We start from the raw sequence: 22783 nt of genomic DNA, 5'->3' as shown, positions 1-22783 counted from the left end.
AAGGGATTCATCACCATGGCTTCTGTCACATTCGACAAGGCGACCCGTCTGTACCCCGGCGGCGACAAGCCCGCCGTCGACCAGCTGGAGCTGGAGATCGCGGACGGCGAGTTCCTCGTCCTCGTCGGCCCCTCCGGCTGCGGCAAGTCCACCTCGCTGCGCATGCTGGCCGGCCTGGAGGACGTCAACGGCGGTGCCATCCGCATCGGTGACCGCGACGTCACGCACCTGCCGCCCAAGGACCGGGACATCGCGATGGTGTTCCAGAACTACGCGCTCTACCCGCACATGTCCGTCGCCGACAACATGGGCTTCGCGCTCAAGATCGCCGGCGAGGACAAGGCCACCATCCGCCGCAAGGTGGAGGACGCGGCGAAGATGCTGGACCTGACCCAGTACCTCGACCGCAAGCCGAAGGCGCTCTCCGGCGGTCAGCGCCAGCGCGTCGCGATGGGCCGCGCGATCGTGCGCAAGCCACAGGTGTTCCTCATGGACGAGCCGCTGTCGAACCTGGACGCCAAGCTCCGCGTGTCCACCCGTACCCAGATCGCGGCCCTCCAGCGCGACTTGGGCATCACCACCGTCTACGTCACCCACGACCAGGTCGAGGCCATGACGATGGGCGACCGCGTGGCCGTGCTGAAGGACGGTCTGCTGCAGCAGGTCGACACCCCGCGCAACATGTACGACCGCCCGGCGAACCTGTTCGTCGCCGGCTTCATCGGCTCGCCGGCCATGAACCTCGTCGAGGTCCCGATCGCCGACGGCGGCGTGAAGTTCGGCGAGAGCGTGGTCCCGGTGTCGCGCGAGGCACTGTCCGCCGCCGCCGACGCGGGCGACCGCACGGTCACCGTGGGCGTGCGTCCGGAGCACTTCGACATCGGCGACACGGGCGGTCTGACCATCACCGTGAACGTCGTCGAGGAGCTGGGCGCCGACGGGTACGTCTACGGTTCGACCTCGCACTCCGAGGGCTCGCAGGACATCGTGGTGCGCGTGAACGGCCGCCAGGTGCCCGAGAAGGGCTCCACCCTGCACGTGGTGCCGCGCGCCGATGAGATCCACGTGTTCTCGACGTCCTCGGGTGCCCGCCTCTCCGGCTGACCCGCACGCGCGAACCGCACGTACCGGAGGGGCGTCCCGTCAAGGGGCGCCCCTTCGGCGCGAGTTCCGGCGTGAGGTCCGGCAGATCGGGCCATTCGGCCCCAAGCGTCAACCCTTAATTCGAAAAGTCACGTCGAACCATCCCCCGACCGGGTGACTAAATGTCGCCATATCTTCACCGAGCGCTACTCTCGCCCTCGTGACCCATACTGCCCGCCGTATCGGCCGATCCCTCGCCCTGGTCCTGCCCGTCGTCCTGGTCCTGTCCGGGACCCTCGCGGTCACCATGGTTCCCTGGGCGGACAACACCCCCTCCCAGATCCTGACCGCGTCCGCCGAGGACGTCTCCGTCCCCGCCAAGCCCCGCGCCGCCCAGGACGTGCTGCGCGACAAGCTGTTGAGCGAGATCCAGCAGGGCGAGCAGCCGGGTGACGTCCTCACCCACCTCCAGCAGGAGGTCGACCGGCGGCCGTCCCTCGCCGCGCACTGCGTGGGCATCGCGCGCGCCCTCGGGCGGGCCGCGGTGGACGCCTACGGGCCCACGAAGGCCCAGTCGTACGCGCGGCCGGTGTGCGACACGGCGTACGCGTCCGGCGTCGCCTCCATGGGCTGACGGCCGCCGCCGCGCGCCCTTCTTCCGCACCGGACACGACGACGACAACGACGCCGACGACATGACCGATTCCGAGCGTTCCGACCGACCCCACGCGGCCGCGTTCCCGGCTTCCCCGACCCAGGCGGTTGTCCTGGCGGGGGGCCAGGGTTCGCGGCTGCGGCCTTATACGGACGACCGCCCCAAGCCGATGGTGGAGATCCCCGGAACGGGGATGCCGATCATCGGGCACCAGCTCGCGTGGCTGGCCTCGGAGGGGGTGACGGACGCCGTGGTCTCGTGCGGGCACCTCGCCGAGGTGCTCCAGAAGTGGCTGGCCGAGGCCCTGTTGCCGCTACGGGTGACCACCGTCGTGGAGAACGAGCCGCTGGGCCGGGGCGGCGGCCTGAAGTACGCCGCCCGGCACCTCCCGCATCCCGACCGGTCCTGGTACGCGACCAACGGCGATGTGTGGACCCGCTTCTCGCTGCGCGAGATGGCCGCGTTCCACGCCGAACGCGGTGCCACGGCCACCCTCGCGCTCGCCCGGCCGCGCATTCCGTGGGGGGTGGTGGAGATCAACGAGTACGGGCACGTACTGGACTTCATCGAGGCGCCGCAGTCCCCGTACCCGGTCAATGCCGGCGTGTACGTCTTCGGTCCCGAATTCGCCGATCTGCTCCCGGATTTGGGCGACCACGAGCGGACCACCTTCCCGCGCCTGGCCCGTGAGCGGCGCCTCGCGGGCTTCCCGCTGCCGCAGGGCGCCTACTGGCGGGCGATCGACACGGCGAAGGACCTGACCGAGGCGGCACGGGAGTTGGCCGCGCAGAAAGCCCCGTAGCGCCTCCGCCCGGCGGTACGGGCCCACGCGGCCCCCGTACGGGCCCGTACGGCCCTCGCACTGGCCCGTACGGGCCCCGCACGCCACACACGAAGAAGGCCCGGCACGCTCTCGCGTACCGGGCCCTTCGCCTTCGTGGGGCGGCTGTCAGCCGCCGAGGAGTCCGCCCAGCAGGTCGGGCTTCGACGGTGCGGAGCTCCCCGTTCCTCCGGTGGAGCCGCCGCCGCGCGTTCCCGTGGAGCTGGCCGGGGGCTTCTGCGGGGTGGACTGGCGGGGCGTCGTGCGGGGGGTCTGGCTGCCGCTGGTGGTGCCGCGGGTCGCGCTGGGCGAGCCGGAGCCGGCCTTCGGGGAGGCCGAACCGGCCGCCCCGCGCCCGGTCTTGGCCGCCGGAGAGGCGGCTCCGGCCGAAGGCTTCCCGGCCGGCTTCGAGGGGGCGGGCCGGGTGGGCCGCAGCTGCTTGGAGGTGCTCGGCAGGGGCCGCCCGGGGAGGTAGTTGCTCGGTGCCTCGCCCGGTCCGGGGACGGTGACCACGGTGGTGGAGCGGACGGCGCCGCCGAGGAGCGAGCCGATGAGCAGGGTGAGTCCGCAGATGACGCCGGCCATGATCGCTCCGCGGCGCAGGACCCGGCGGCGCAGCCGCCAGACCTCGGAGCGCGGGCCGAGGGTGCGCCAGGCCTCGCTCGCGAGGCGGCCGTCCAGGGAGTAGACGGGGGCGCCCGCGATGATCAGGGGGCTCCAGGCGGCGAGGTAGATGATGTCGGGGGCGTCGTAGGCGGGGACGGTCTTCCAGCTCACCGTCATCAGCAGCGCGGCGGACAGCAGCGCGCCGAAGCAGGCGGCGAACCGCTGCCACAGGCCGAAGACCGTCAGCACGCCCACGATGACCTGGAGGAAGGCCACGCTGAGACCGGCGCCGACCGGGTGGGCCAGTGCGAAGTCGCGCAGCGGTTCGGCGAGCGCCCAGGGCTGCAGGGTCTGCAGCCAGGTGACCATGGAGCCGCGCTCGCCGCCGTCGAAGTAGACGGGGTCGCACAGCTTGCCCATGCCGGCGTAGATGGAGATGAAGCCGAGGAAGACGCGCAGCGGGAGCAGCACGACGCCGAGGTTCATGCGGCGGCCGGGGTAGTACGAGGCCTGTGCGCGGGCGTCGCCCTGGGCCCGGCGGGAGTCCGCGGATCCGGTGCCTTCGAAGTGGGCGCCGTCGTAGGCCTCGTGGGGGTGGGAGAGGCCCCCCACGACGGGCTGCAGGCGGGTGTCGGTGTCCTCGGGGAAGGAGCCGTAGCTGCGCTGGCCGACGACGGTCGGGGTGGCGAGGGTGTCGTCCGCGAGGTCGTGGGCGAGGTCGATGCGCGGGATGACCTGGGTGGCCCCGCCGTCGTACGCCTCGTGGCCGCGCCCGTGCTCGCGCACCGCCTGGAGCAGGCCGCCCATGGCGGCGCTGGCGGCGGCGTCGCCGGGGGCGGACTTGCCGCTCCAGACGACGGGCCGGCGGCGGGCTGCGCCGGCTCCGGCGGCCACGAGGGCCCCGCCGAGTGCCGGGGCGAGCCCGGGGGCGCCCGAGGGCCTGGGACGCGCGCTGGGGCTCGGTGCGAGCCGCACGCGGAAGCTGGCGTGGTTGACGATGACCTGTGCGGGGTCGCACGGCACCTTGACCATGCTCAGCGCGGGCTGGTCGTCGAACCCTGGCGTTCTGGTGTCCACACTCATCTAACCGAGTGATGAGTGTTTAGGACACTGCCTTGACATCAGGGATGTGTCCGAGACCCGTCAAATCAAGCCACCCCGCCCGTAAGGGGCGGGGTGGCACGCTCACGTGTCACGTCCTGTGAGCCAAGTGGATCAAGCGGCGGCCGCGATGGTGCTCAGACCCGGCCGCGGGTGGCGCGGCGGCGGGAGGCCTCGTAGAGGACGACGCCCGCGGCGACGCCGGCGTTGAGCGACTCGGCGCCGCCCGGCATCGGGATGCGCACGAGGTAGTCGCAGTTCTCGCCGACGAGCCGGCCGAGGCCCTTGCCCTCGGAGCCGACGACGATGACGACGGGGCCGCCGAGCGCCTCGAGCTCGTGGACCTCGTGGGTGCCCTCGGCAGCCAGGCCGACGACGGTGATGCCGGCCTTCTTGTACTCCTGGATGGCGCGGGTCAGGTTGGTGACGCGCGAGACCGGGGTACGGGCGGCGGTGCCGGCCGAGGACTTCCAGGCACCGGCGGTCATGCCGGCGGCGCGGCGCTCGGGGATGACCACGCCGTGGCCGCCGAAGGCGGAGACGGAGCGGACGATCGCGCCGAGGTTGCGGGGGTCGGTGACGCCGTCGAGGGCGACGATCAGCGGGTCCTCGCCGTTGTCGTACGCGGAGGCGGTGAGGTCCTCCGGGTGCGCGTACTCGTACGGCGGGACCTGGAGGACCAGGCCCTGGTGGTTGAGGCCGTTGGTCAGCCGGTCGAGCTCGGGGCGCGGGGCTTCCATCAGGTTGATGTTGCCGCGCTCGGCCGCGAGCTGGAGGGCCTCGCGGACGCGCTCGTCGTTGTCGATGAACTGCTGTACGTACAGGGTGACGGCCGGCACGCCGTCGCGCAGCGCCTCGAAGACCGGGTTGCGGCCGACGACCATCTCGCTGGTGCCCTTGGGGCCGCCGCGGCGGGGGGCGGGGCGGCGCTTGGCGGCCTGGCGGGCCATGGCGTTGCTGATGCGGTTGGCCTTGTGCTTCTTGCGGTCCTCGGCCTTGGGCGTGGGGCCCTTGCCTTCCAGGCCCTTGCGCCGCTGGCCACCGCTGCCGACCGTCGCGCCCTTCTTGTTGGACGTGCGGCGGTTCCTGCGCTGGCTGTTCCCGGCCATGACCTCTACCTGATTTCGTTGGTGCTGCGATATGTACGTATGAAGAGTGTGCCGCCCGGAACGCCGGGCGGCCCAATCTGAGTGCGCCAGTGGGACGGCGCAGTGGGACTGCGCCGGTGGGCTCAGCGGGGGCCGAGCGTCCATCGGGGTCCGGTGGGGCTGTCCTCGATGACCAGGCCCGACTGCTGGAGCTGGTCGCGGATGGCGTCGGCGGTGGCCCAGTCCTTGCGCGCGCGCGCCGATTCGCGCTGCTCCAGGACCAGGCGCACGAGGGTGTCCACGGCTCCGTGGAGGTCCTCCCCGCGGTCCGCCTCGCCGGCCCAGTGCGGGTCGAGGGGGTCGAGGCCGAGGACGCCCAGCATGGCCCGTACCTCCGACAGGCGCGCGATGGCCGCGTCCTTGTCGTCGGCGGCGAGCGCGCTGTTGCCCTGGCGGACGGTGGTGTGGATGATCGCGAGCGCCTGCGGGACGCCCAGGTCGTCGTCCATGGCTTCGGCGAAGGCGGGCGGGACCTCGGCGGCGGGCTCGACGGAGCCGCCGGCCTTCTCGATGACGCGCTGGATGAAGCCCTCGATGCGCGCGAAGCCGGACTCGGCCTCGCGCAGGGACTCCACGCTGTACTCGATCATCGAGCGGTAGTGCGGGGTGCCGAGGTAGTAGCGCAGGACGATCGGGCGCCAGACCTTGAGCATCTCGGAGACGAGGACGGAGTTGCCCAGCGACTTGGACATCTTCTCGCCGGAGAGGGTGACCCAGGCGTTGTGCATCCAGTACTTCGCGAACTCGTCGCCGTAGGCCTTGGCCTGGACGATCTCGTTCTCGTGGTGCGGGAAGATCAGGTCGAGCCCGCCGCCGTGGATGTCGAAGGCGCTGCCGAGGTACTTGTGCGCCATCGCGGAGCACTCCAGGTGCCAGCCGGGACGGCCGCGGCCCCACGGGGTCTCCCAGTCGGGCTCGCCCGGCTTGGAGGCCTTCCACATGGCGAAGTCGCGCGGGTCGCGCTTGCCGGTGATGCCCGACTCGGCGGGCTGGCGCAGGTCGTCGAGGTCCTGGTTCGACAGCTCCAGGTAGCCGGGGAAGGAGCGCACGTCGAAGTAGACGCTGCCGTCGGCGACGTAGGCGTGGCCGCGCTCGATGAGCCCGCGCATCATCTCGATCATCTCGGGCACGTGGCCGGTGGCGCGCGGCTCGTACGTGGGCGGGAGGCAGCCCAGCGCGTTGTAGCCGTCGTTGAAGGCCCGCTCGTTCTCGTACCCGATGGACCACCAGGGGCGGCCCTGGGCCTCGCCCTTCGCGATGATCTTGTCGTCGATGTCGGTGACGTTGCGGATGAAGGTGACGTCGAGCCCGCGGTAGGTGAACCAGCGGCGCGCGATGTCGAAGTTCAGGTACGAGCGGACGTGCCCGATGTGCGGAGCCGCCTGCACGGTGGCGCCACAGAGGTAGATCGAGACGCAGCCCGGAACGAGCGGGGTGAAGTCACGGATCTGCCGGGCGCTGGTGTCGTACAGGCGAATAGTCACGGCATCCAGGGTAGTGCGCCTGTAGCAGTGCCCCGCGACCCTTTCGGCACGCGGGGCCCGCTTTGTTGTCGAAGAGCCGCGGGAGGGGTGTGTCCGTACGGGGTGCTAGGCCCGGTTCGTCCGGTAGACGAGGGCCGTGGCGATGGCGGCGAGGCCTTCGGCGCGGCCGGTGAGCCCCAGTCCGTCGGTGGTGGTGCCGGAGACGGAGACGGGGGCGCCCGCCGCGGCGGCGAGCGCCTTCTGTGCCTCTTCGCGCCGCTTGCCGATCTTCGGGCGTACGCCGATCACCTGAACGGCGATGTTGCCGATCTCGAACCCTTCGGCGCGGACGATCCGGGCGGCTTCCGCCAGAAGGGTGACTCCGGCGGCGCCGGACCACTCGGGGCGGGAGGTGCCGAAGTGTGCGCCGAGGTCGCCGACGCCGGCGGCGGAGAAGAGCGCGTCGCAGGCGGCGTGCGCGGCGACGTCCCCGTCGGAGTGCCCGGCGAGGCCGTCCTCGCCCTCCCAGAGCAGGCCGGCGCACCACAGCTCGCGGCCGGTCTCGAAGGCGTGCACGTCGGTGCCGATGCCGATCTGCGGAAGCACGGGCGCACCGGCGGTGCCGGCGGTGCCTGCCGGGCCGTCTGCGGTGGGGGCCACCGCGGCGGCGCCCGCTCCGGCCGCACCCTCGGAACCTGCGGAGCTAGTACGCATCGGTGGCCCTCCGGCGGGCGAGTACGGCCTCGGCGAGGACCAGGTCGAGCGGGCGGGTGACCTTGAAGGCCTCTTCGTGGCCGGGGACCACCACGACGGTGACGCCGAGCTGTTCCACCATCCCGGCGTCGTCCGTGGCGCCCTCGCCGTCGACGGCAATCTTCTCGTGGGCGAGGCGGAGCGTGGCGAGGTCGAAGCCCTGCGGGGTCTGTACGGCGCGCAGCCGGGCCCGTACGGGGGTGGCGACGACCGGCTCGGGCTCGCCGGGCCGGCCGGGCTCGACCTCCTTGACGGTGTCGGCCAGCGGCAGGGCGGGGACGACGGCGGGTGCGCCGTCGCGGACGGCCTCGACGACGGAGTCGACGGTGTCCACGGGGACCAGGGGGCGGGCCGCGTCGTGGATGAGGACGGCGGTGATGTCGGCCGGGAGCGCGTCCAGGCCGGCGCGTACGGATTCCTGCCGGGTCTCCCCGCCGGGGACGACGAGGATCTCCGTGCGCTCGGGCAGGGCGTGCTCGTCGAGCAGCCGGCGCACCTCGGTGGTGCCGTCGGCCGGGGCCACGACGACGACGAGGGCGACCGCGCGGGAGCGTGCCATGGCGCGTACGGCGTGGATGAGCATGGGGGTGCCGCCCAGGGTCCGCAGGGCCTTGGGGGCTCCGGGACCGAGACGGACCCCGCGGCCGGCGGCCGGGATCACCGCGGCGGTGCGGTGGGGGCGCGATTCGTCAGACATCAGTAGCTCCGAGCCAGGTTTGTGACTTCGGCCGACATGGGTATGGCCTGAAGGGTGCCGGGTGCGACGCCCTCGCCCCTTCCGTGACGACCGGTCGAGCCGGCTGCCCGGACCCGGCACGCCAGTGAAGTGCGTACGGGCCAGGACGTGCGTACAGGCCAGTGAGTACGGGCATGGGTCCAGACATGCCGCAGCGCCCGGCAACAAGTCTCCTTGTCATCGGGCACCGCGGCACAACTGTGTACGACAAAGCGCACGAACGATCGCGTCAGGACGCGAGCACTTCGTCGAGGAGGGCCTCGGCCTTGTCCTCGTTGGTGTTCTCGGCGAGCGCGAGCTCGCTCACCAGGATCTGGCGCGCCTTTGCGAGCATGCGCTTCTCACCTGCGGAGAGCCCACGCTCACGCTCACGACGCCACAGGTCACGCACAACTTCGGCGACCTTGATGACATCGCCAGAAGCGAGCTTTTCCAGATTTGCCTTGTAGCGCCGGGACCAGTTCGTCGGCTCTTCTGCGTACGGTGCGCGAAGCACCTCGAAGACCCGGTCCAGCCCGTCCTGGCCGACTACGTCGCGAACGCCTACGAACTCCGCATTGTCCGCAGGGACGCGAACGGTCAGGTCACCCTGGGCGACCTTGAGCACCAAGTAGGTCTTGTCCACGCCTTTGATCTGGCGAGTTTCGATGGCCTCGATCAGCGCGGCCCCGTGATGGGGATAGACCACGGTGTCGCCAACCTTGAACGTCATGTGACAGGTACCCCTTCCGTGGCTATCCAGGGTAACACGAGAATCGACCGTTATGAATGGCGTTTTCGCAGGTCAGGGCCCATCTCAGGGCTTGACAACAGCGACAGGAACGTGCTGCGGGAGGCTTCCGGAAGGGGGTATTCGCAGGTCGGAGGCGCTGTGCGGACCAGGCGAAACGGCTACGTTACACCTGCCCGGGACCCCCGACGATGTGGCGTACGTCCCGTTTTGACGGTTTCCAGGGCGGGAAACCGAACTACTCCGTTCGACTGGCGGCCACCCGTACGGCGCCGGTTCCGGCCCAATCCGGAATTGATCACCGGGCGGTGTTCGATGAAATCCGTAAATTGATCACCGGAGCAGCACGGGCCTTTGCGGGCGGTCCTTTTGCGAATGGAAGATCAACCGGCCCCGGCGGGGCGGTGACGGAACCCGCCGGTGCGGGGGCGGGTTCCCCGCCGAGGGTCGGCCAGGGCCCGGCCCCACACTGCGGAGGGTCGGGTGCGGGGGCGGGGCGGCGGCTCGGTAACCTAAGCGCGCTGACACATCCTTAGAGCGGCTTTACTTCGCCGCTCCGAGGCGTCCACCCTTCCGTTCCGTACGTCCAAGGAGTTGCCTCCCCCGTGAGCCGCAGCCTTCGACGCGGCGCCCTCGCCGCCACCGCCGTCGTGTTCTCGATCGTCTCGCTGGGCGCCTGCGCCGCGGGCCACGACGCTCCGACTCTCCAGGTCAAGCCGGACAATGCCGCCGTCACCAAGGGCGACATCAAGGTCCAGAACGCTCTGGTGATCACCCAGGAGAAGGACAAGAAGGGCCCGGCCGCAGTCTCCGCGACGGTGTTCAACACCGGCACCAAGGAGCAGACGCTCGAGGGCATCACCCTTCCGGGCGGCAAGGCCGTCGTGACACTGAAGCCCGCGGGCGGCGGCTCCAAGGTGATCATCCCGGCCGGCGGCTCCGTCGTCCTGGGCGGCAAGGGCAACGCCTCCGCCGTGATCGTCGGCGGGGACTCCGTCGTGGACGGCAACGTCCAGAAGATCGTCTTCCAGCTGAGCACCACGGGTGACGTCGAGCTCGAGGGCTTCGTCGTCCCGGCCACCGGCATGTACGCGGGCTACGGCGCGACCGCAGCCGCGGCCGTCCCGGGCGCCACCCCGTCCGGCAGCCCCTCGGGCTCCCCCTCGGGCCGCCCCTCCGGTTCCGCCTCGGCCTCGCCGTCCGGTTCCGCCTCGGCCCCGGTCTCGGGCGGCCCGTCCGGGTCCCCCTCCGGGTCCGCGTCCGCCTCCACCGGCACCGGTCACTGAGGCGCGCAGCACCGTACTCAACGGGAACGGCCCCCGTCCGCTCGATGCGGACGGGGGCCGTTGTCGTGTTCCGGGCCGGCTTACGGCTCGAACTTGTAGCCGAGGCCTCGCACCGTGACCAGGTAGCGCGGGGCACCCGGGTCGGGCTCGAGCCCCTCCCACACGCGCCCCTCGCACCGCTCGGCCCCAGGGGCCTCCCGGGCTTCGGGACGCTGCGCCGGCCTCCGACCGGCGACGGGACGGACCCCCCGTCTACGGCTTACGGCTCGAACTTGTAGCCGAGGCCTCGCACCGTGACCAGGTAGCGCGGGGCACCGGGGTCGGGCTCGATCTTGGCACGCAGGCGCTTGACGTGGACGTCGAGGGTCTTGGTGTCGCCGACGTAGTCGGCGCCCCAGACCCGGTCGATGAGCTGCATGCGGGTCAGTACGCGGCCCGCGTTGCGCAGCAGCATCTCCAGCAGGTCGAACTCCTTCAGCGGGAGGTCCACCTTGGCTCCGGCGACGGTGACCACGTGGCGGTCGACGTCCATCCGGACGGGGCCCGCTTCCAGGGCCGCCGGGGTGACCTCTTCCGGCTCGCCGCGGCGGCGCAGGACCGCGCGGATGCGGGCGACCAGCTCCCGCGAGGAGAAGGGCTTCGTGACGTAGTCGTCGGCTCCTATCTCCAGCCCGACGACCTTGTCGATCTCGCTGTCCTTGGCGGTCACCATGATCACGGGGACGTTGGAGCGGCCGCGGAGCTGCCGGCAGACCTCGGTGCCGGGCAGGCCGGGGAGCATCAGGTCGAGGAGGACGAGGTCGGCGCCGTTGCGCTCGAACTCGTCGAGCCCGTCGGGCCCGGTCGCGGCGATCGCGACCTCGAAGCCCTCCTTGCGGAGCATGTAGGACAGGGCGTCGCTGAAGGATTCCTCATCCTCGACGACTAGCACTCGGGTCACGGAAGGACCTCCGGGGCAGGGATGGCTGGTGCGGTGTGAGGTTCGAGCAGGGTGTTGGCGGGTGCTGAGGCCGTCGCCGGGGCCGGCGCGGCCGCTTCGGGGAGTCGCAGGGTGAACGTGGAACCCTGACCCTCCGAGCTCCATACCGACACCTCCCCGCCGTGCGAAGCCGCTACGTGCTTCACGATCGCAAGGCCCAGGCCGGTTCCTCCCGTGGCGCGGGAGCGGGCCGGGTCCACACGGTAGAAGCGTTCGAAGATGCGCTCGCGGTCCTTTTCCGGGATGCCGATGCCCTGGTCGGTCACGGCTATCTCGATCAAGTCTCCACCCGGCGCGGTGACCCGGCGCGCGGCGATGCCGACGCGGGTGCGGGCGGGGCTGTAGTTGACGGCGTTCTCGACCAGGTTTCCGAGGGCGGCCGCGAGCTGCCCCCGGTGGCCCCATACCCGCAGGTCGGCGGTGCCGCCGGCGGCCATGGTGATCTGTTTCGCGGAGGCCGTGTGGCGGCAGCGGTCGATGGCCTCGGCCACGAGCGTGTCCACGCGGACGGGCTCCGCGTCCTCCAGGGGGTCGTCGTTCTGTACCCGGGAGAGGTCGATGAGTTCTTGTACGAGGTTGATCAGGCGGGTGGCCTCGATCTGCATGCGGCCGGCGAAGCGGTGGACCGCCTCGGGGTCGTCCGAGGCGTCCATGACGGCCTCGGAGAGCAGGGAGATCGCGCCGACCGGGGTCTTGAGCTCGTGCGACACGTTCGCGACGAAGTCGCGGCGTACGGCCTCGATGCGGCGGGCCTCGGTGAGATCCTCCACGAGGAGGAGCACCAGGCGGGAGCCGAGCGGGGCGACGCGCGCCGAGACGGCGAGCGCTTCGCCGCGGCCGGTGCCGCGCCGGGGCAGGTCGAGCTCGACCTGGCGTATCTCCCCGTCGCGCCGGGTGTCGCGGGCCATGTGGAGCATGGGCTCCACGGCCAGCTTGCCGCCGCGGACCAGGCCGAGGGCATATGCCGCCGAGCTGGCCTTGACCACCGCGTCCCCTTCGTCGAGTACGACGGCGGAGGAGCGGAGCACGGAGAGGACGGTGTCCACTCCTGGTGGGAGCACCGCGTTGATGTCGGGGCGCATGGAGCTCCGGGTGGGGCGGGCTTGGTCGCGCTCGCTCCAGCGGAACGCCAGCATCGCGATCACACCGGTGCAAAGACCGGCGATCGCTGCAGCTGCGGCGACCGCCGCGTTCACGTCCATGACTCCAGGTTAAGCAGGCCGGGGGACACTTCCACAGCCGTTCGGGTGGCACCTCGAACAGTCGTCGCCCAGAGTTCACCCTGACGACCGTGCTGATTCACTTGTGGTGCCGGAGTCGGTCGCGTTCGGGGTTCACCGTGGCAACGTGGGGCCGATGGCCGCACCGGCCCGCTCCCCGGGCAGTACATGCAGTAGGCAGTAGTAGGTCGTAGTAGGTCGAGAGAGGGACACGAGACATGCGTGACGCGTACCACGAGGAACTGGACTCGATCGGTGAAGGCCTGGTCGAAATGGCCCGGCTGGTCGGTTCCGCCATCGGGCGGGCCACGACCTCCATGCTCGACGCCGACCTGAAGCTCGCCGAGAGCGTCATCGCCGCCGACCAGAAGGTGGACGACCTCCAGCACGACCTGGAGGCCCGTGCCATCGCGCTGCTCGCGCGCCAGCAGCCGGTCGCCACCGACCTGCGCATCGTCGTCACCTCGCTGCGCATGAGCGCCGACCTGGAGCGCTCCGGCGACCTGGCGCAGCACGTGGCCAAGCTCGCGCGGCTGCGCTTCCCGGACACGGCGGTCCCGCGCGACCTGCACGCGACCATCCTGGAGATGGGGCAGCTCGCGCAGCGGCTGATGGCGAAGGCGGCCGAGGTCATCATCACGAAGGACGTCGACCTGGCGCTCCAGCTGGAGCAGGACGACGACGAGATGGACCAGCTGCACCGCACGCTGTTCCAGCACCTGATGGACGACCGCTGGAAGCACGGCATCGAGACGGCGGTCGACGTGACGCTGCTGGGCCGCTACTACGAGCGCTTCGCGGACCACGCGGTGTCGGTCGCCAAGCGCGTGGTCTACCTGGTGACGGGTGAGCACGCGGACGAGCTCCAGGCACCCACGCAGGTCGAGGGCGTCTGAGCCCATCCGGAGGGCCGGCGGGGGCTGGATCGACAACGAGCCCCCAATGCGCCGTTGACGCGGGGGCCGGGCTGGGCATGAATGAGGGCGAAGGCACAACGCCTACGAGGAGGATCCATGCCCGATTCCCCCGTCCCCATCACCCCGGAGCAGGAAGCGCAGCCCCCGGAGGGCCTGCGCCTGCGCTTGCCCCTGCTCGCGGCCTGCGGCTGCGGCTCGGGCTGCGGCTGCGGCTGCCAGTCCGGCGCCCCCTGCCAGTGCGGCGGCTGAGGCCGCCCGCCTGGCCGCCCGTACACGAAGGGCCCCGTCCGACACCCCGTCGGCCGGGGCCCTTCGCATCGGTCCCATCGAGGAAGAGACGGAGACGGCCATGCGCTACGGCCACCCGAGCCAGGAGCAGTTACGGCGCAACTTCGAGAGTGTCCTGACGAACGTGCTGGCGGGGCGCGGCGTGCGCACCGAGACGGGGCTGGACACCCCGACGGAGAACGCCCTGTGGGCCATCGCCCGCGCCCGCCCGAACGCCCCGGATGCGCTCGTGGCCGCGGCCTACCGCGCCTTCGCCGGCCAGATCGACGGCAGCAACGCGGCCGCGTGGCGCGCGGAGACGGACCGCAGAATCGCCGAACGCGCGACGCGACCCGGCCCCGCCGGCCCCGCACCGTACCGGGGGCCGCTCCCCCGCCCCGCGCCGTGACGGCCGCCGGACACGGATGTCACACCGCTTCAGCGCCCCCTGGCCCCGTAACGCCGCCGACTGCGTCCGAATGCCTGCTCCGGAATGCCCGGCCCTCCCGGCCTGCTTAGCGTCGTCATGCCGTGCCGCGGCACCCGAGGTGACGGGGAGAAACCGCCGTGGCAATCGCGATGAACCTTGCATGGTCCGAGCTCACACCCGAGGGAGTCGGAGGACCACTTCACCCGGTTCATCGCCGACCGGATCACACCCGTGATCAAGGGGGAACTGGGCGTCCAGGGCGACCCTCAGGTGGCCGTCTCCCCCCTGCACAGGCGCTTCGTCGTCCCCGGCGTGACCGGCGGTGCCTGAGCGGGGCAACGAGAAGCCCCCCGTCCGCCGAGGACCGGCAGGTGGGGGGCTGCTCTGGGAGATCCCTGTCAGCGGGCCAGTACGCCGAACTGGAGGCCGGTCTTGACCTGCGGGTCGGTCGGCGGATTCACGACGCGGGTGGGCGAGGTCCCGGCGACCTTGCCGTCCTTCGTGCCGACGGACCAGAGCTGCGGGACCAGCGCTCCGACCGCGAAGGTGAGCTCGGGCTGCTTGTCGTTGTTCAGGTCCGTGATCTTGAGCTGCGTGGGGATGCGGTACGTGCCGGCGGGCGTGGGCAGGCCCGGCGCGTTGTGGGCGTACCAGGCGGCCCCGATGCCGGTGACGCCCTTGGACGTGCCCTTCAGCACGTAGAAGCCGCCGCCGGTGATGTAGCAGTGCTCGCAGGTGGCCTTCCGCTCACCCAGGGCGCCGATGATCAGCTCGGGGTAGCCGTCCAGGTTGAGGTCGGCCGCGGCGACGGAGTTGCCGAAGCGGTCGTACTTCTCCACGGTGCCGGGGAGGCCGTCGCTGTCCTCGGTGAACGTCCGGACGCCACGGGTGTCGTCCACACCGTTGGCGGAGCCGTAGTTGACCCGGACCACACCCGCGCCGTAGTCGGTGTCGATCTGGACCGCGGAGTCGCCCACCGCGATGTCGCCGTAGCCGTCCTTGTCGAAGTCCGCGATGGCGACGCTACCGCCACCGCGGATGGTGACCGGCGTGAAGCGCAGTCCGGACGTCCCGCCGAGGAGCACCCGGCCCCGCATCGCTTCGTCGTAGTTCCTGCGCTCGCCGAGGACGACGAGGTCGTCGATGGCGCCCTTGTTGATCCGGCCCACCGCGATCCGGTTCTGCGCGTCCTCCGCCCCGAAGACGGGGTACTCGCGGCCGAGGTCCACCGCCTGCGTCGAGAGCGGCGAACCGTCCGCCTTGAAGGGGCCCCGGAACAGCCGGAGCGAGGTGGAGTAGCCGACGACGAGGTCGGTCCTGCCGTCACCGGTGAAGTCACCGGCCTTCAGGACGACGCCGAAGCCGGGCGCCTTCCTCGGGTCGGCCATCGAGGTGGCGGACTGCAGGCCCGTGGCGCTGCCCCAGATCAGGGTGACCTGGTCGTCCCGCGTGCCCACGGCGAGGTCCGCGTAGCCGTCGCCGTTGAAGTCGCCGTTGGTCAGGACCGCCCCGAACTGCCGGCTCTGCGTCGGGTCGCCCGGGATCCCGGGGCTGTTCTGGGTGATGACCTTCAGGCCGGTCTTCTGGGCGCCGTACTTGCTGCCGTAGGAGACGGTCACGTAGCCCGCGGCGTGCACGGGGGTGGTGGCCCCGTCCGTGCCCGTGACGTTCACGGCGGCGTCCGGGGCACCGATCGCCAGGTCGTGGTGGCCGTCGCCGTTGAAGTCGTCGGCGTACCGGGTGGCCGCGGGCCCGGTGGTGGCCGCCTCGGCCGCCTGGGTGCCCGTGGCGGCCAGCAGGCCACCGGTGAGCGTGGTGAGCGCCGCGACGATCGCGACGGAGTGACGGATATGGCGCCTCACGGCCGGTTCCCCCCAAGGAAACTCGATCAATGTCCGCCCCTAAGACTCCCGTTGGGCCGGAACGGTTGTACGAGTCGCAGGAGTCGTACGAGTCGTACGACTCCTCGCACCGCTGCGCGCCCGGCACCCCAGTGGGCCCGGAACAGACGAACGCCCCCGGTCCGCGCCGTGTGCGCAGACCGGGGGCGTGATCGCTCGTGCTACTTCTTCTTGCCCTGGTTCTTGACGGCCTCGATGGCGGCCGCGGCGGCGTCCGGGTCGAGGTAGGTGCCGCCCGGGTTGAGGGGCTTGAAGTCGGCGTCCAGCTCGTAGGAGAGCGGGATGCCGGTCGGGATGTTCAGGCCCGCGATGTCGGCGTCGGAGACCCCGTCGAGGTGCTTGACCAGCGCGCGCAGGGAGTTGCCGTGCGCGGCGACCAGGACGGTGTGGCCGTCCAGCAGGTCCGGGACGATCGAGTCGTACCAGTACGGGAGCATGCGGACGACGACGTCCTTGAGGCACTCGGTACGCGGGCGCAGCTCCGGCGGGATGGAGGCGTAGCGCGGGTCCCCGGACTGCGAGAACTCCGTACCGTCTTCGAGCGCCGGCGGCGGGGTGTCGTACGAGCGGCGCCACAGCATGAACTGCTCCTCGCCGAACTCGGCGAGGGTCTGGGCCTTGTCCTTGCCCTGGAGGGCGCCGTAGTGGCGCTCGTTCAGGCGCCAGGAGCGGTGGACCGGGATCCAGTGGCGGTCGGCGGCCTCCAGCGCGAGCTGGGAGGTGCGGATCGCGCGCTTCTGGAGGGACGTGTGAACCACGTCGGGGAGAAGTCCGGCGTCCTTCAGGAGTTCGCCACCGCGGACTGCCTCCTTCTCGCCCTTCTCGTTGAGATTGACGTCCACCCAGCCGGTGAACAGGTTCTTCGCGTTCCATTCGCTCTCGCCGTGGCGGAGGAGGATCAGCTTGTACGGTGCGTCGGCCATGCGTACGAGCCTAATGGACGCACCCGTCCCCCCGCGCGCGGTGTGTACGGCATGTGGGACGGTCCCCCGATTGACGGCAGCCGTCAATCCAGTGGCTCTCGAGTGACCGGGTCCGTAGGGTCCGAACGAGTAGAGCGACGCTTACATCTCCGGGGGGATTCCTTATGTCCGTTGCCAGTGTGAGACGGGCCGCCCGCGAGAGCGTGGCGGGGCTGCCCCGGGAGTTCTGGTGGCTCTGGACGAGCACGCTGGTCAACAGGCTCGGGGCCTTCGTCGCCACATTCATGACCTTGTACCTGACCCTGGAGCGGGGCTATTCGGCCTCCTTCGTGGGACTTGTGGTGGCCCTGCACGGGCTCGGCGGCGTGGTGTCCTCGCTCGTCGCCGGGGTGCTCACGGACCGGCTGGGGCGGCGGCCCACGCTGCTGGCGGCGCAGGCGTCGACCGCGTTCTCGGTGGCGCTGCTCGGGTTCATGGAGCACCCGGCGGCGATCGCCGCGGTGGCGCTGCTGGTCGGCATGACCTCCAACGCCTCGCGGCCGGCGGTGCAGGCGATGCTGGCCGACATCGTCCGGCCGGAGGACCGGGTACGGGCCTTCGCGCTGAACTACTGGGCCATCAACCTGGGCTACGCCGTCAGCGCGAGCGTGGCGGGCTTCGTCGCGGAGTACAGCTACCTGGCCGGGTTCCTCGGCGAAGCGGCCCTGACGCTGGTCTGCGCGGTGCTCGTCTTCCTCAAGCTGCCGGAGTCCCGGCCGCACAGGACGGCGGCGGAGAAGGCGGCCGCCGGGCCGGAGGTCCGCCTGGGGACGGTGCTGCGGGACGGGCGGTTCATGGGTGTGGTCGGGCTGTCGTTCCTGATCTCGCTGATCTTCATGCAGGGCTCGTTCGGGCTGCCGCTCGCGATGGGCGCGGCCGGGTTCTCCACCGCCGACTACGGGCTGGTCATCGCCGTGAACGGCGTGCTGATCGTGGTGCTGCAGATCCCGGTCACCCGGTTCATCGAGCACCGCGATCCGCAGAAGCTGCTGGTCATCTCGGCGCTGCTGGCGGGGTACGGGTTCGGGCTGACGGCCTTCGGCGGCTCGGTGTGGAGCCTGGCGCTGACCGTCTGCGTGTGGACGCTGGCCGAGATCATCAACTCGCCGGTCCAGATGGGCCTGGTCGCGCGGCTCTCCCCGACGCACGGGCGCGGCCGCTACCAGGGCATGTACACGATGTCGTGGGCGGTGGCCTCGCTGATCGCGCCGCTGATGGCGGGCTTCGCGATCGAGCACTTCGGCGCGGCGTGGCTGTGGGGCGCGACGGCGGCCCTGGGGACCATCGCCGCGGCGGGCTACTGGCTGCTGATGCGGGGGCTCCCCCAGGGGGAGCCGGCAGCGGGGGAGGGCGGCGCCCCCGGGCTCACGGTCGCGTCGAAGCCGGCCTCGCCGGCCGCCGAAGCCTCCAGTCCCGCCGGCGCTTGAGGCGCGGGGTTCGGGTTCGGGTTCGGGGCAGAGCCCCGGGGCACTTCACCCCGCCGGCGTTTGAGGCGCGGGGGTCCGGGGGCGGCGCCCCCGGCAACGGCGCCGCACCTGCCGGCGTCAGCCCGACGGCTGCGTCAGGTTCTTGAAGGCGTCCAGGTTGCGCGTGGACTCGCCCCGCGAGACCCGCCACTCGTACTCCCGCCGGATCGCGCTCGCGAAACCCAGCTCCAGCAGGGTGTTGAACGCCCCGTCGGCCGCCTCCAGGACCGTGCCGAGCAGCCGGTCCAGATCGTCGGGGGTGATCACCGACAGGGGGAGGCGGGCCGTCAGGTAGACGTCGCCGAGCGCGTCGACCGCGTAGGCCATGCCGTAGAGCTTGAGGTTGCGCTCCAGCAGCCACCGGTGGACGCCGGCCTCGTTCTCGTCCGGGTGGCGGATCACGAAGGCGTTGACCGACAGGGAGTGCTTTCCGGCTTTGAGCGAGCAGGTGGTGCTCAGCTTGCGGGTGCCGGGGAGCTGGACCACGTACGAGCCCGGCGCGGGGCTCTCCCAGCTCAGTTCCGCGCCGGTCAGCGTCGCTTCGATGATCGCGGCGGTGTCGGTGTCGGTGCCGTCGATGCCGTCGATGCCGTCAGCGCCGTCGGTGAGGTGAGCGTCAGCCATGGTGGGAGCGTACGTGACGGCGGTGATCGTGCATCGCCCCCGTGTACACGTCGGCCGTGCCGCTCGCGGCGGTGTCCCAGCCGAAGAACTGCGCGTGCCGCGCGGCCGCCGCGCCCATCCGGTCCGCGAGGCCCGGCTCGTCCACGAAGCGCCGCAGCTGGCGGGCGTAGTCGACCGGATCGTGTCCGGGTACGAGGATCCCCGTGATCCCGTCGTTGACGGCGACCGGCAGCCCGCCGACGGCCGCGGCCAGCACCGGCGTGCCGGTGGCCTGCGCCTCTATGGCGACCAGCCCGAAGGACTCGCTGTACGAGGGCATGACCAGCACGGACGCCGCCCGGAACCAGTCGGCGAGCGCGTCCTGCGCCACCGGCGGATGGAAGTGCACGAGGTCCGCGATGCCGAGCTTCGCGGCGAGCTTCTGCAGCCCCTCGGGCTTCGCGAGCCCGCTGCCGCTCGGCCCGCCGACGACGGGCACGAACAGCCGGGTGCGCAGCGCCGGCTCCCGGTCCACCAGCTCGGCGACGGCCCGCAGCAGGATGTCGGGGGCCTTGAGCGGCTGGATGCGGCCCGCGAAGAGCGGGATGACGGCGTCCTGCGGCAGCCCGAGGCGGGCGCGGGCGGCGGCGCGGCCGTCGGCGACGGTGAACCGCTCCAGGTTCACGCCGGGGTGGACCACGGCGACCTTGCCGGGGTCGGCGGCGTAGTGGCGGACCAGCTCGTCGGCCTCCTCGGCGGTGTTCGCGATGAGCCGGTCGGCGGCGTCGACGATCTGCGTCTCGCCGATGACGCGGGCGGCGGGCTCGGGCGTGTCGCCCTCGGCGAGCGCCGCGTTCTTGACCTTGGCCATGGTGTGCATGGCGTGCACGAGCGGGACGCCCCAGCGCTCGGCGGCGAGCCAGCCGACGTGGCCGGAGAGCCAGTAGTGGGAGTGGACCAGGTCGTAGTAGCCGGGGCGGTGGCGGGCCCAGGCCTGCATGACGCCGTGGGTGAAGGCGCACAGCTGGGCCGGCAGCTCCTCCTTGGCGAGGCCCTCGTACGGGCCCGCGTCCACGTGCCGTACGAGGACTCCGGGCGCGAGCTCGACCACGGGCGGCAGGCCGCCGGCGGTGGCCCGGGTGAAGATCTCGACCTCGATGTTGATCGCGGCGAGGCGCCGGGCCAGCTCGACGATGTAGACGTTCATCCCGCCGGCGTCGCCGGTGCCGGGCTGGTGCAGCGGTGAGGTGTGCACGCTGAGCATCGCGACGCGGCGCGGCTTGCGGTGGCCGCCGACGGCGGCGGGCAGGCGCAGGCGCGGCGGCTCGTGCCGGGCGGCGGAGCGGGCCGCGGCGAACCGGCCGCCGATGCTGCCGCCGATGCGGGACACGTACTGGCTCAAGGGAGCAGTTCCTCTCGCTCGGACGGCATGACACGGAGAGCGCTGTCGGCGCTCTTCTAGGAGTGCAACCCGGGCAGCCGTGTCCCGCATTCCGGGACGGGCGGTTTTCCTGCTGCCGCGCCGGATTTTTATCGCGCGGGAACCCTCCGCTTACTCTCTGCACATGGCCTCCCGCTCCACCCCTCCCCCTCGTCGCCCCGTCGGCACGGTGACCCGCGGGACGACGAACCCGAACCGCCTGCGCCGCATGGACCGCTGGATCGCGGCGACGCACGGAGCGGCGCTGCGGCGCGCGGACGACCCGGTCGCGGTGGACCTCGGCTACGGGGCCGCGCCCTGGACCGCGGTGGAGCTGCTGGCCCGGCTGCGGGAGGCGGCACCGCGGGTGCGGGTGGTCGGCATCGAGATCGAACCGGCCCGGGTCGCGGGCGCGAAGCCGTACGAGCGGGAGGGCCTGAGCTTTCGGCACGGCGGCTTCGAGGTGCCGCTGGAGGGCGGGGTCCGGCCGACGCTGATCCGGGCGGCGAACGTGCTGCGCCAGTACGACGAGGAGCAGGTCGAGGCGGTGTGGGAGCGGCTCCGTGCCCGGCTGGCTCCCGACGGGCTGCTGGTGGAGGGGACCTGCGACGAGATCGGGCGGCGGCACGTCTGGGTCGCGCTGGGACCCGAAGGGGCGCGCACGGTGACCTTCGCGACCCGGCTGGGCTCCCTGGAGCGCCCCTCCGACCTGGCGGAGCGGCTGCCGAAGGCGTTGATCCACCGCAACGTGCCGGGCGAGCCGGTGCACAAGTTCCTGCGCGACTTCGACCGGGCGTGGGCGGCGGCGGCTCCGTACGCCTCCTACGGCGCGCGGCAGCGCTGGATCCGGACGGCGCGGGCGCTGGCCGGGGACTGGCCGCTGGCGGACGGGCCGGTGCGGTGGCGTCAGGGGGAACTGACGGTGCGGTGGGAAGCGTTGAGGCCTTCTGGGTGACGGTGATGACGGTCGCGGCCGTGGCTGCCGGGGCCAGAGGGGCCGCGGGGGGCCGCGGGGGCGATCGGGACGCATCGGATGGATATCCACAAGGGTGTTGGAATTCACCGACTCGTGGCACCATCCCGAAGGCAATCACAAGTTACTGACGAATAGTCAATTCGGTGTCTGGGGGGACCATGAGGAAACGACGACGGGGTTCGATCGCCCTCACTCTGCTCTGCGCGATGGCGCTGCTGTCCGCGCCCGGCGCACTGGCCGGTACCGCGTTCGCCGCGCCCGAGCCCCCGCAGGGCAAGTCCCTGGAGCAGGTCCGCAAGGAAATAGAGGGGCTGTACCGCGAGGCCGGCGCCGCCACGGACGCCTTCAACCTCGCGGAGAGCGAGACCAGGACGCAGTCCGACAAGATCGTGGAGATCGCCAACCTGGTCCTCGCTGGCCAGGACCGCATCACCGCCCTGAAGGGCCGCGCGGGCGCGGCCGCCCGCGCCCAGTACCGCTCGGGCGGGCTCCCGCCCGGCGCGCAACTGGCCCTGAGCAACAACCCGTCGCAGTTCCTGGACGGCAACGACCGGCTGCGCCAGGGCGAGAAGGCCACCTCGGACCTGCTCTCCGAACTGAACCGCACCCAGAGCGACTTGCAGCAGTACGCGAGGGACGCGAGCGCGCACTGGGAGACCCTCGAGGCCAACCGGATCAAGCAGGAAACCGCGAAGAAGCAGGTCGAGGACAAGATCAAGGCCGCGGAGGACCTCGAGAGCAAGCTGGAGGCCGAGGAGAAGGCCCGGCTGCTGGAGCTGGAGGCGGAAGCGCAGCGCAGGGCGCAGACCGACTGGCTCTCCACGGGCGCGATGACCGGCTCCTCGGGCGCGGCGGCCACCGACGCGGGCAAGCGGGCCGTGCAGTTCGCGGCCGCCCAGATAGGGAAGCCGTACGTGTGGGGCGCGGAGGGACCCGGTTCGTTCGACTGCTCCGGGCTGACCTCGCAGGCCTGGCTCGCGGCGGGCAAGCGGATCCCGCGCACCTCGCAGGAGCAGCTCCGGCTGCCGAAGATCGCGGTCAAGGACATGCGGCCGGGCGACCTGATCATCTACTTCGACGACGCGAGCCACGTCGGGATGTACGTCGGGGACGGCGCGATGGTCCACGCCCCCCGCCCCGGCCGCAACGTCACCATGGCGGGCGCGGGCTCCATGCCGATCAAGGCCGTGGTCCGGCCGGACGCGTAGCGACCGCCCGCTCACCGACAGGCAGCGCCGCCGGGACGGCCCGCCCGCGGGGA

At 71.6% G+C, this 22783-nt stretch carries 23 protein-coding genes; 11 read left to right on the top strand and 12 right to left on the bottom strand.

Features of this window, described 5'->3' with window-relative positions:
• The first annotated feature begins 15 nt into the window (after positions 1 to 15).
• From MTF69_RS30905 to MTF69_RS30895, 3 genes are all read left to right on the top strand, one after another.
• The gene (locus MTF69_RS30905) at positions 16 to 1104 is read left to right on the top strand and encodes an ABC transporter ATP-binding protein (protein ID WP_243339504.1); all 1089 of its coding nucleotides are present in this window, start codon (positions 16 to 18) and stop codon (positions 1102 to 1104) included.
• Positions 1105 to 1303: 199 nt separating this feature from the next.
• Complete coding sequence (locus MTF69_RS30900; RefSeq protein ID WP_243339499.1) at positions 1304 to 1717, top strand: hypothetical protein; 414 nt, start codon at positions 1304 to 1306, stop codon at positions 1715 to 1717.
• A 61-nt stretch (positions 1718 to 1778) separates the two neighbouring features.
• Positions 1779 to 2540: a nucleotidyltransferase family protein gene (locus tag MTF69_RS30895; protein ID WP_243339498.1), complete on the top strand. Its 762-nt coding sequence runs from the start codon at positions 1779 to 1781 to the stop codon at positions 2538 to 2540.
• 147 nt (positions 2541 to 2687) lie between these two features.
• On the opposite strand, the gene MTF69_RS30890 is transcribed toward MTF69_RS30895, so the two are convergent.
• From MTF69_RS30890 to MTF69_RS30865, 6 genes are all read right to left on the bottom strand, one after another.
• The gene (locus MTF69_RS30890) at positions 2688 to 4247 is read right to left on the bottom strand and encodes a DoxX family protein (RefSeq protein ID WP_243339497.1); all 1560 of its coding nucleotides are present in this window, start codon (positions 4245 to 4247) and stop codon (positions 2688 to 2690) included.
• Between the two features lie 155 nt (positions 4248 to 4402).
• Positions 4403 to 5374: a 23S rRNA (guanosine(2251)-2'-O)-methyltransferase RlmB gene (rlmB, locus tag MTF69_RS30885; RefSeq protein WP_243339496.1), complete on the bottom strand. Its 972-nt coding sequence runs from the start codon at positions 5372 to 5374 to the stop codon at positions 4403 to 4405.
• Positions 5375 to 5496: 122 nt separating this feature from the next.
• The gene (gene cysS, locus MTF69_RS30880; protein WP_243339494.1) at positions 5497 to 6897 is read right to left on the bottom strand and encodes a cysteine--tRNA ligase; all 1401 of its coding nucleotides are present in this window, start codon (positions 6895 to 6897) and stop codon (positions 5497 to 5499) included.
• A gap of 105 nt (positions 6898 to 7002) precedes the next feature.
• Positions 7003 to 7590, bottom strand: coding sequence for a 2-C-methyl-D-erythritol 2,4-cyclodiphosphate synthase (gene ispF / locus MTF69_RS30875; RefSeq protein WP_243339490.1), 588 nt, complete (start codon positions 7588 to 7590; stop codon positions 7003 to 7005).
• Entirely contained in the window at positions 7580 to 8326 is a 747-nt protein-coding gene (ispD, locus tag MTF69_RS30870; RefSeq protein WP_243339488.1) for a 2-C-methyl-D-erythritol 4-phosphate cytidylyltransferase, read from the bottom strand. Before ispD ends, ispF begins: the two co-directional genes overlap by 11 nt.
• A gap of 268 nt (positions 8327 to 8594) precedes the next feature.
• Positions 8595 to 9077 (bottom strand): CarD family transcriptional regulator, encoded by a 483-nt coding sequence (locus MTF69_RS30865; RefSeq protein WP_003953493.1) that lies wholly within the window; start codon positions 9075 to 9077, stop codon positions 8595 to 8597.
• Positions 9078 to 9700: 623 nt separating this feature from the next.
• Here MTF69_RS30865 and MTF69_RS30860 point away from each other — a divergent pair.
• Positions 9701 to 10381, top strand: a complete 681-nt coding sequence (locus MTF69_RS30860; RefSeq protein WP_243339486.1) for a DUF461 domain-containing protein — start codon at positions 9701 to 9703, stop codon at positions 10379 to 10381.
• 259 nt (positions 10382 to 10640) lie between these two features.
• On the opposite strand, the gene MTF69_RS30850 is transcribed toward MTF69_RS30860, so the two are convergent.
• Positions 10641 to 11321 (bottom strand): response regulator transcription factor, encoded by a 681-nt coding sequence (locus tag MTF69_RS30850; RefSeq protein ID WP_007265514.1) that lies wholly within the window; start codon positions 11319 to 11321, stop codon positions 10641 to 10643.
• Positions 11318 to 12562 (bottom strand): cell wall metabolism sensor histidine kinase WalK, encoded by a 1245-nt coding sequence (locus MTF69_RS30845; RefSeq protein WP_243339485.1) that lies wholly within the window; start codon positions 12560 to 12562, stop codon positions 11318 to 11320. Before MTF69_RS30845 ends, MTF69_RS30850 begins: the two co-directional genes overlap by 4 nt.
• A 236-nt stretch (positions 12563 to 12798) precedes the next feature.
• Between MTF69_RS30845 and phoU the strand changes: the two genes are divergently transcribed.
• From phoU to MTF69_RS30825, 4 genes are all read left to right on the top strand, one after another.
• Complete coding sequence (gene phoU, locus MTF69_RS30840) at positions 12799 to 13476, top strand: phosphate signaling complex protein PhoU (protein WP_030858619.1); 678 nt, start codon at positions 12799 to 12801, stop codon at positions 13474 to 13476.
• Positions 13477 to 13593: 117 nt separating this feature from the next.
• Complete coding sequence (locus tag MTF69_RS30835) at positions 13594 to 13746, top strand: hypothetical protein (RefSeq protein ID WP_243339483.1); 153 nt, start codon at positions 13594 to 13596, stop codon at positions 13744 to 13746.
• A gap of 100 nt (positions 13747 to 13846) precedes the next feature.
• Positions 13847 to 14173, top strand: a complete 327-nt coding sequence (locus MTF69_RS30830) for a hypothetical protein (RefSeq protein WP_243339482.1) — start codon at positions 13847 to 13849, stop codon at positions 14171 to 14173.
• Positions 14174 to 14350: 177 nt separating this feature from the next.
• The gene (locus MTF69_RS30825; protein ID WP_243339480.1) at positions 14351 to 14524 is read left to right on the top strand and encodes a hypothetical protein; all 174 of its coding nucleotides are present in this window, start codon (positions 14351 to 14353) and stop codon (positions 14522 to 14524) included.
• Positions 14525 to 14592: 68 nt separating this feature from the next.
• Here MTF69_RS30825 and MTF69_RS30820 read toward each other — a convergent pair whose 3' ends face one another.
• Both MTF69_RS30820 and MTF69_RS30815 read right to left on the bottom strand, forming a co-directional pair.
• Positions 14593 to 16056 carry an FG-GAP and VCBS repeat-containing protein gene (locus MTF69_RS30820; protein WP_243339479.1) on the bottom strand — a complete coding sequence of 488 codons (1464 nt, stop codon included), beginning with the start codon at positions 16054 to 16056 and terminating at the stop codon, positions 14593 to 14595.
• Positions 16057 to 16256: 200 nt separating this feature from the next.
• Positions 16257 to 17018, bottom strand: coding sequence for a phosphoglyceromutase (locus MTF69_RS30815; RefSeq protein WP_243339478.1), 762 nt, complete (start codon positions 17016 to 17018; stop codon positions 16257 to 16259).
• Positions 17019 to 17182: 164 nt separating this feature from the next.
• Between MTF69_RS30815 and MTF69_RS30810 the strand changes: the two genes are divergently transcribed.
• On the top strand, positions 17183 to 18484 hold the full coding sequence (locus MTF69_RS30810; RefSeq protein WP_243339476.1) for an MFS transporter: 1302 nt from the start codon (positions 17183 to 17185) through the stop codon (positions 18482 to 18484).
• A 117-nt stretch (positions 18485 to 18601) separates the two neighbouring features.
• Here MTF69_RS30810 and MTF69_RS30805 read toward each other — a convergent pair whose 3' ends face one another.
• On the bottom strand, positions 18602 to 19147 hold the full coding sequence (locus MTF69_RS30805) for a YbjN domain-containing protein (protein WP_243339474.1): 546 nt from the start codon (positions 19145 to 19147) through the stop codon (positions 18602 to 18604).
• Entirely contained in the window at positions 19140 to 20528 is a 1389-nt protein-coding gene (gene mshA, locus MTF69_RS30800) for a D-inositol-3-phosphate glycosyltransferase (protein ID WP_374324404.1), read from the bottom strand. Before mshA ends, MTF69_RS30805 begins: the two co-directional genes overlap by 8 nt.
• A 163-nt stretch (positions 20529 to 20691) precedes the next feature.
• Here mshA and MTF69_RS30795 point away from each other — a divergent pair, with 163 nt between their 5' ends.
• Together MTF69_RS30795 and MTF69_RS30790 are read left to right on the top strand one after the other, a co-directional pair.
• A complete protein-coding gene (locus MTF69_RS30795; protein ID WP_243339472.1) occupies positions 20692 to 21501 on the top strand; it encodes a class I SAM-dependent methyltransferase in 810 nt (269 codons plus the stop codon).
• Positions 21502 to 21680: 179 nt separating this feature from the next.
• On the top strand, positions 21681 to 22730 hold the full coding sequence (locus tag MTF69_RS30790; protein ID WP_243339471.1) for a C40 family peptidase: 1050 nt from the start codon (positions 21681 to 21683) through the stop codon (positions 22728 to 22730).
• The last annotated feature ends 53 nt before the right edge of the window (positions 22731 to 22783 follow it).

This window comes from Streptomyces sp. AP-93 (genome assembly GCF_022808175.1).
Classification (GTDB): Bacteria; Actinomycetota; Actinomycetes; order Streptomycetales; family Streptomycetaceae; genus Streptomyces.
The sequence above is the reverse complement of the archived record's forward strand: the minus strand, read 5'-3'. Positions and strand labels throughout refer to the sequence as shown.

Excerpts from the sequence above, each read along its gene's own strand:
- MTF69_RS30905 (WP_243339504.1), top strand. The coding sequence starts at position 16 with ATGGCTTCTGTCACATTCGACAAGGCGACCCGTCTGTACCCCGGCGGC.
- MTF69_RS30895 (WP_243339498.1), top strand. The coding sequence starts at position 1,779 with ATGACCGATTCCGAGCGTTCCGACCGACCCCACGCGGCCGCGTTCCCG.
- MTF69_RS30890 (WP_243339497.1), bottom strand. The coding sequence starts at position 4,247 with ATGAGTGTGGACACCAGAACGCCAGGGTTCGACGACCAGCCCGCGCTG.
- rlmB (WP_243339496.1), bottom strand. The coding sequence starts at position 5,374 with ATGGCCGGGAACAGCCAGCGCAGGAACCGCCGCACGTCCAACAAGAAG.
- ispF (WP_243339490.1), bottom strand. The coding sequence starts at position 7,590 with ATGCGTACTAGCTCCGCAGGTTCCGAGGGTGCGGCCGGAGCGGGCGCC.
- ispD (WP_243339488.1), bottom strand. The coding sequence starts at position 8,326 with ATGTCTGACGAATCGCGCCCCCACCGCACCGCCGCGGTGATCCCGGCC.
- MTF69_RS30865 (WP_003953493.1), bottom strand. The coding sequence starts at position 9,077 with ATGACGTTCAAGGTTGGCGACACCGTGGTCTATCCCCATCACGGGGCC.
- MTF69_RS30845 (WP_243339485.1), bottom strand. The coding sequence starts at position 12,562 with ATGGACGTGAACGCGGCGGTCGCCGCAGCTGCAGCGATCGCCGGTCTT.
- phoU (WP_030858619.1), top strand. The coding sequence starts at position 12,799 with ATGCGTGACGCGTACCACGAGGAACTGGACTCGATCGGTGAAGGCCTG.
- MTF69_RS30835 (WP_243339483.1), top strand. The coding sequence starts at position 13,594 with ATGCCCGATTCCCCCGTCCCCATCACCCCGGAGCAGGAAGCGCAGCCC.
- MTF69_RS30830 (WP_243339482.1), top strand. The coding sequence starts at position 13,847 with ATGCGCTACGGCCACCCGAGCCAGGAGCAGTTACGGCGCAACTTCGAG.
- MTF69_RS30815 (WP_243339478.1), bottom strand. The coding sequence starts at position 17,018 with ATGGCCGACGCACCGTACAAGCTGATCCTCCTCCGCCACGGCGAGAGC.
- MTF69_RS30810 (WP_243339476.1), top strand. The coding sequence starts at position 17,183 with ATGTCCGTTGCCAGTGTGAGACGGGCCGCCCGCGAGAGCGTGGCGGGG.
- MTF69_RS30805 (WP_243339474.1), bottom strand. The coding sequence starts at position 19,147 with ATGGCTGACGCTCACCTCACCGACGGCGCTGACGGCATCGACGGCATC.
- MTF69_RS30795 (WP_243339472.1), top strand. The coding sequence starts at position 20,692 with ATGGCCTCCCGCTCCACCCCTCCCCCTCGTCGCCCCGTCGGCACGGTG.
- MTF69_RS30790 (WP_243339471.1), top strand. The coding sequence starts at position 21,681 with ATGAGGAAACGACGACGGGGTTCGATCGCCCTCACTCTGCTCTGCGCG.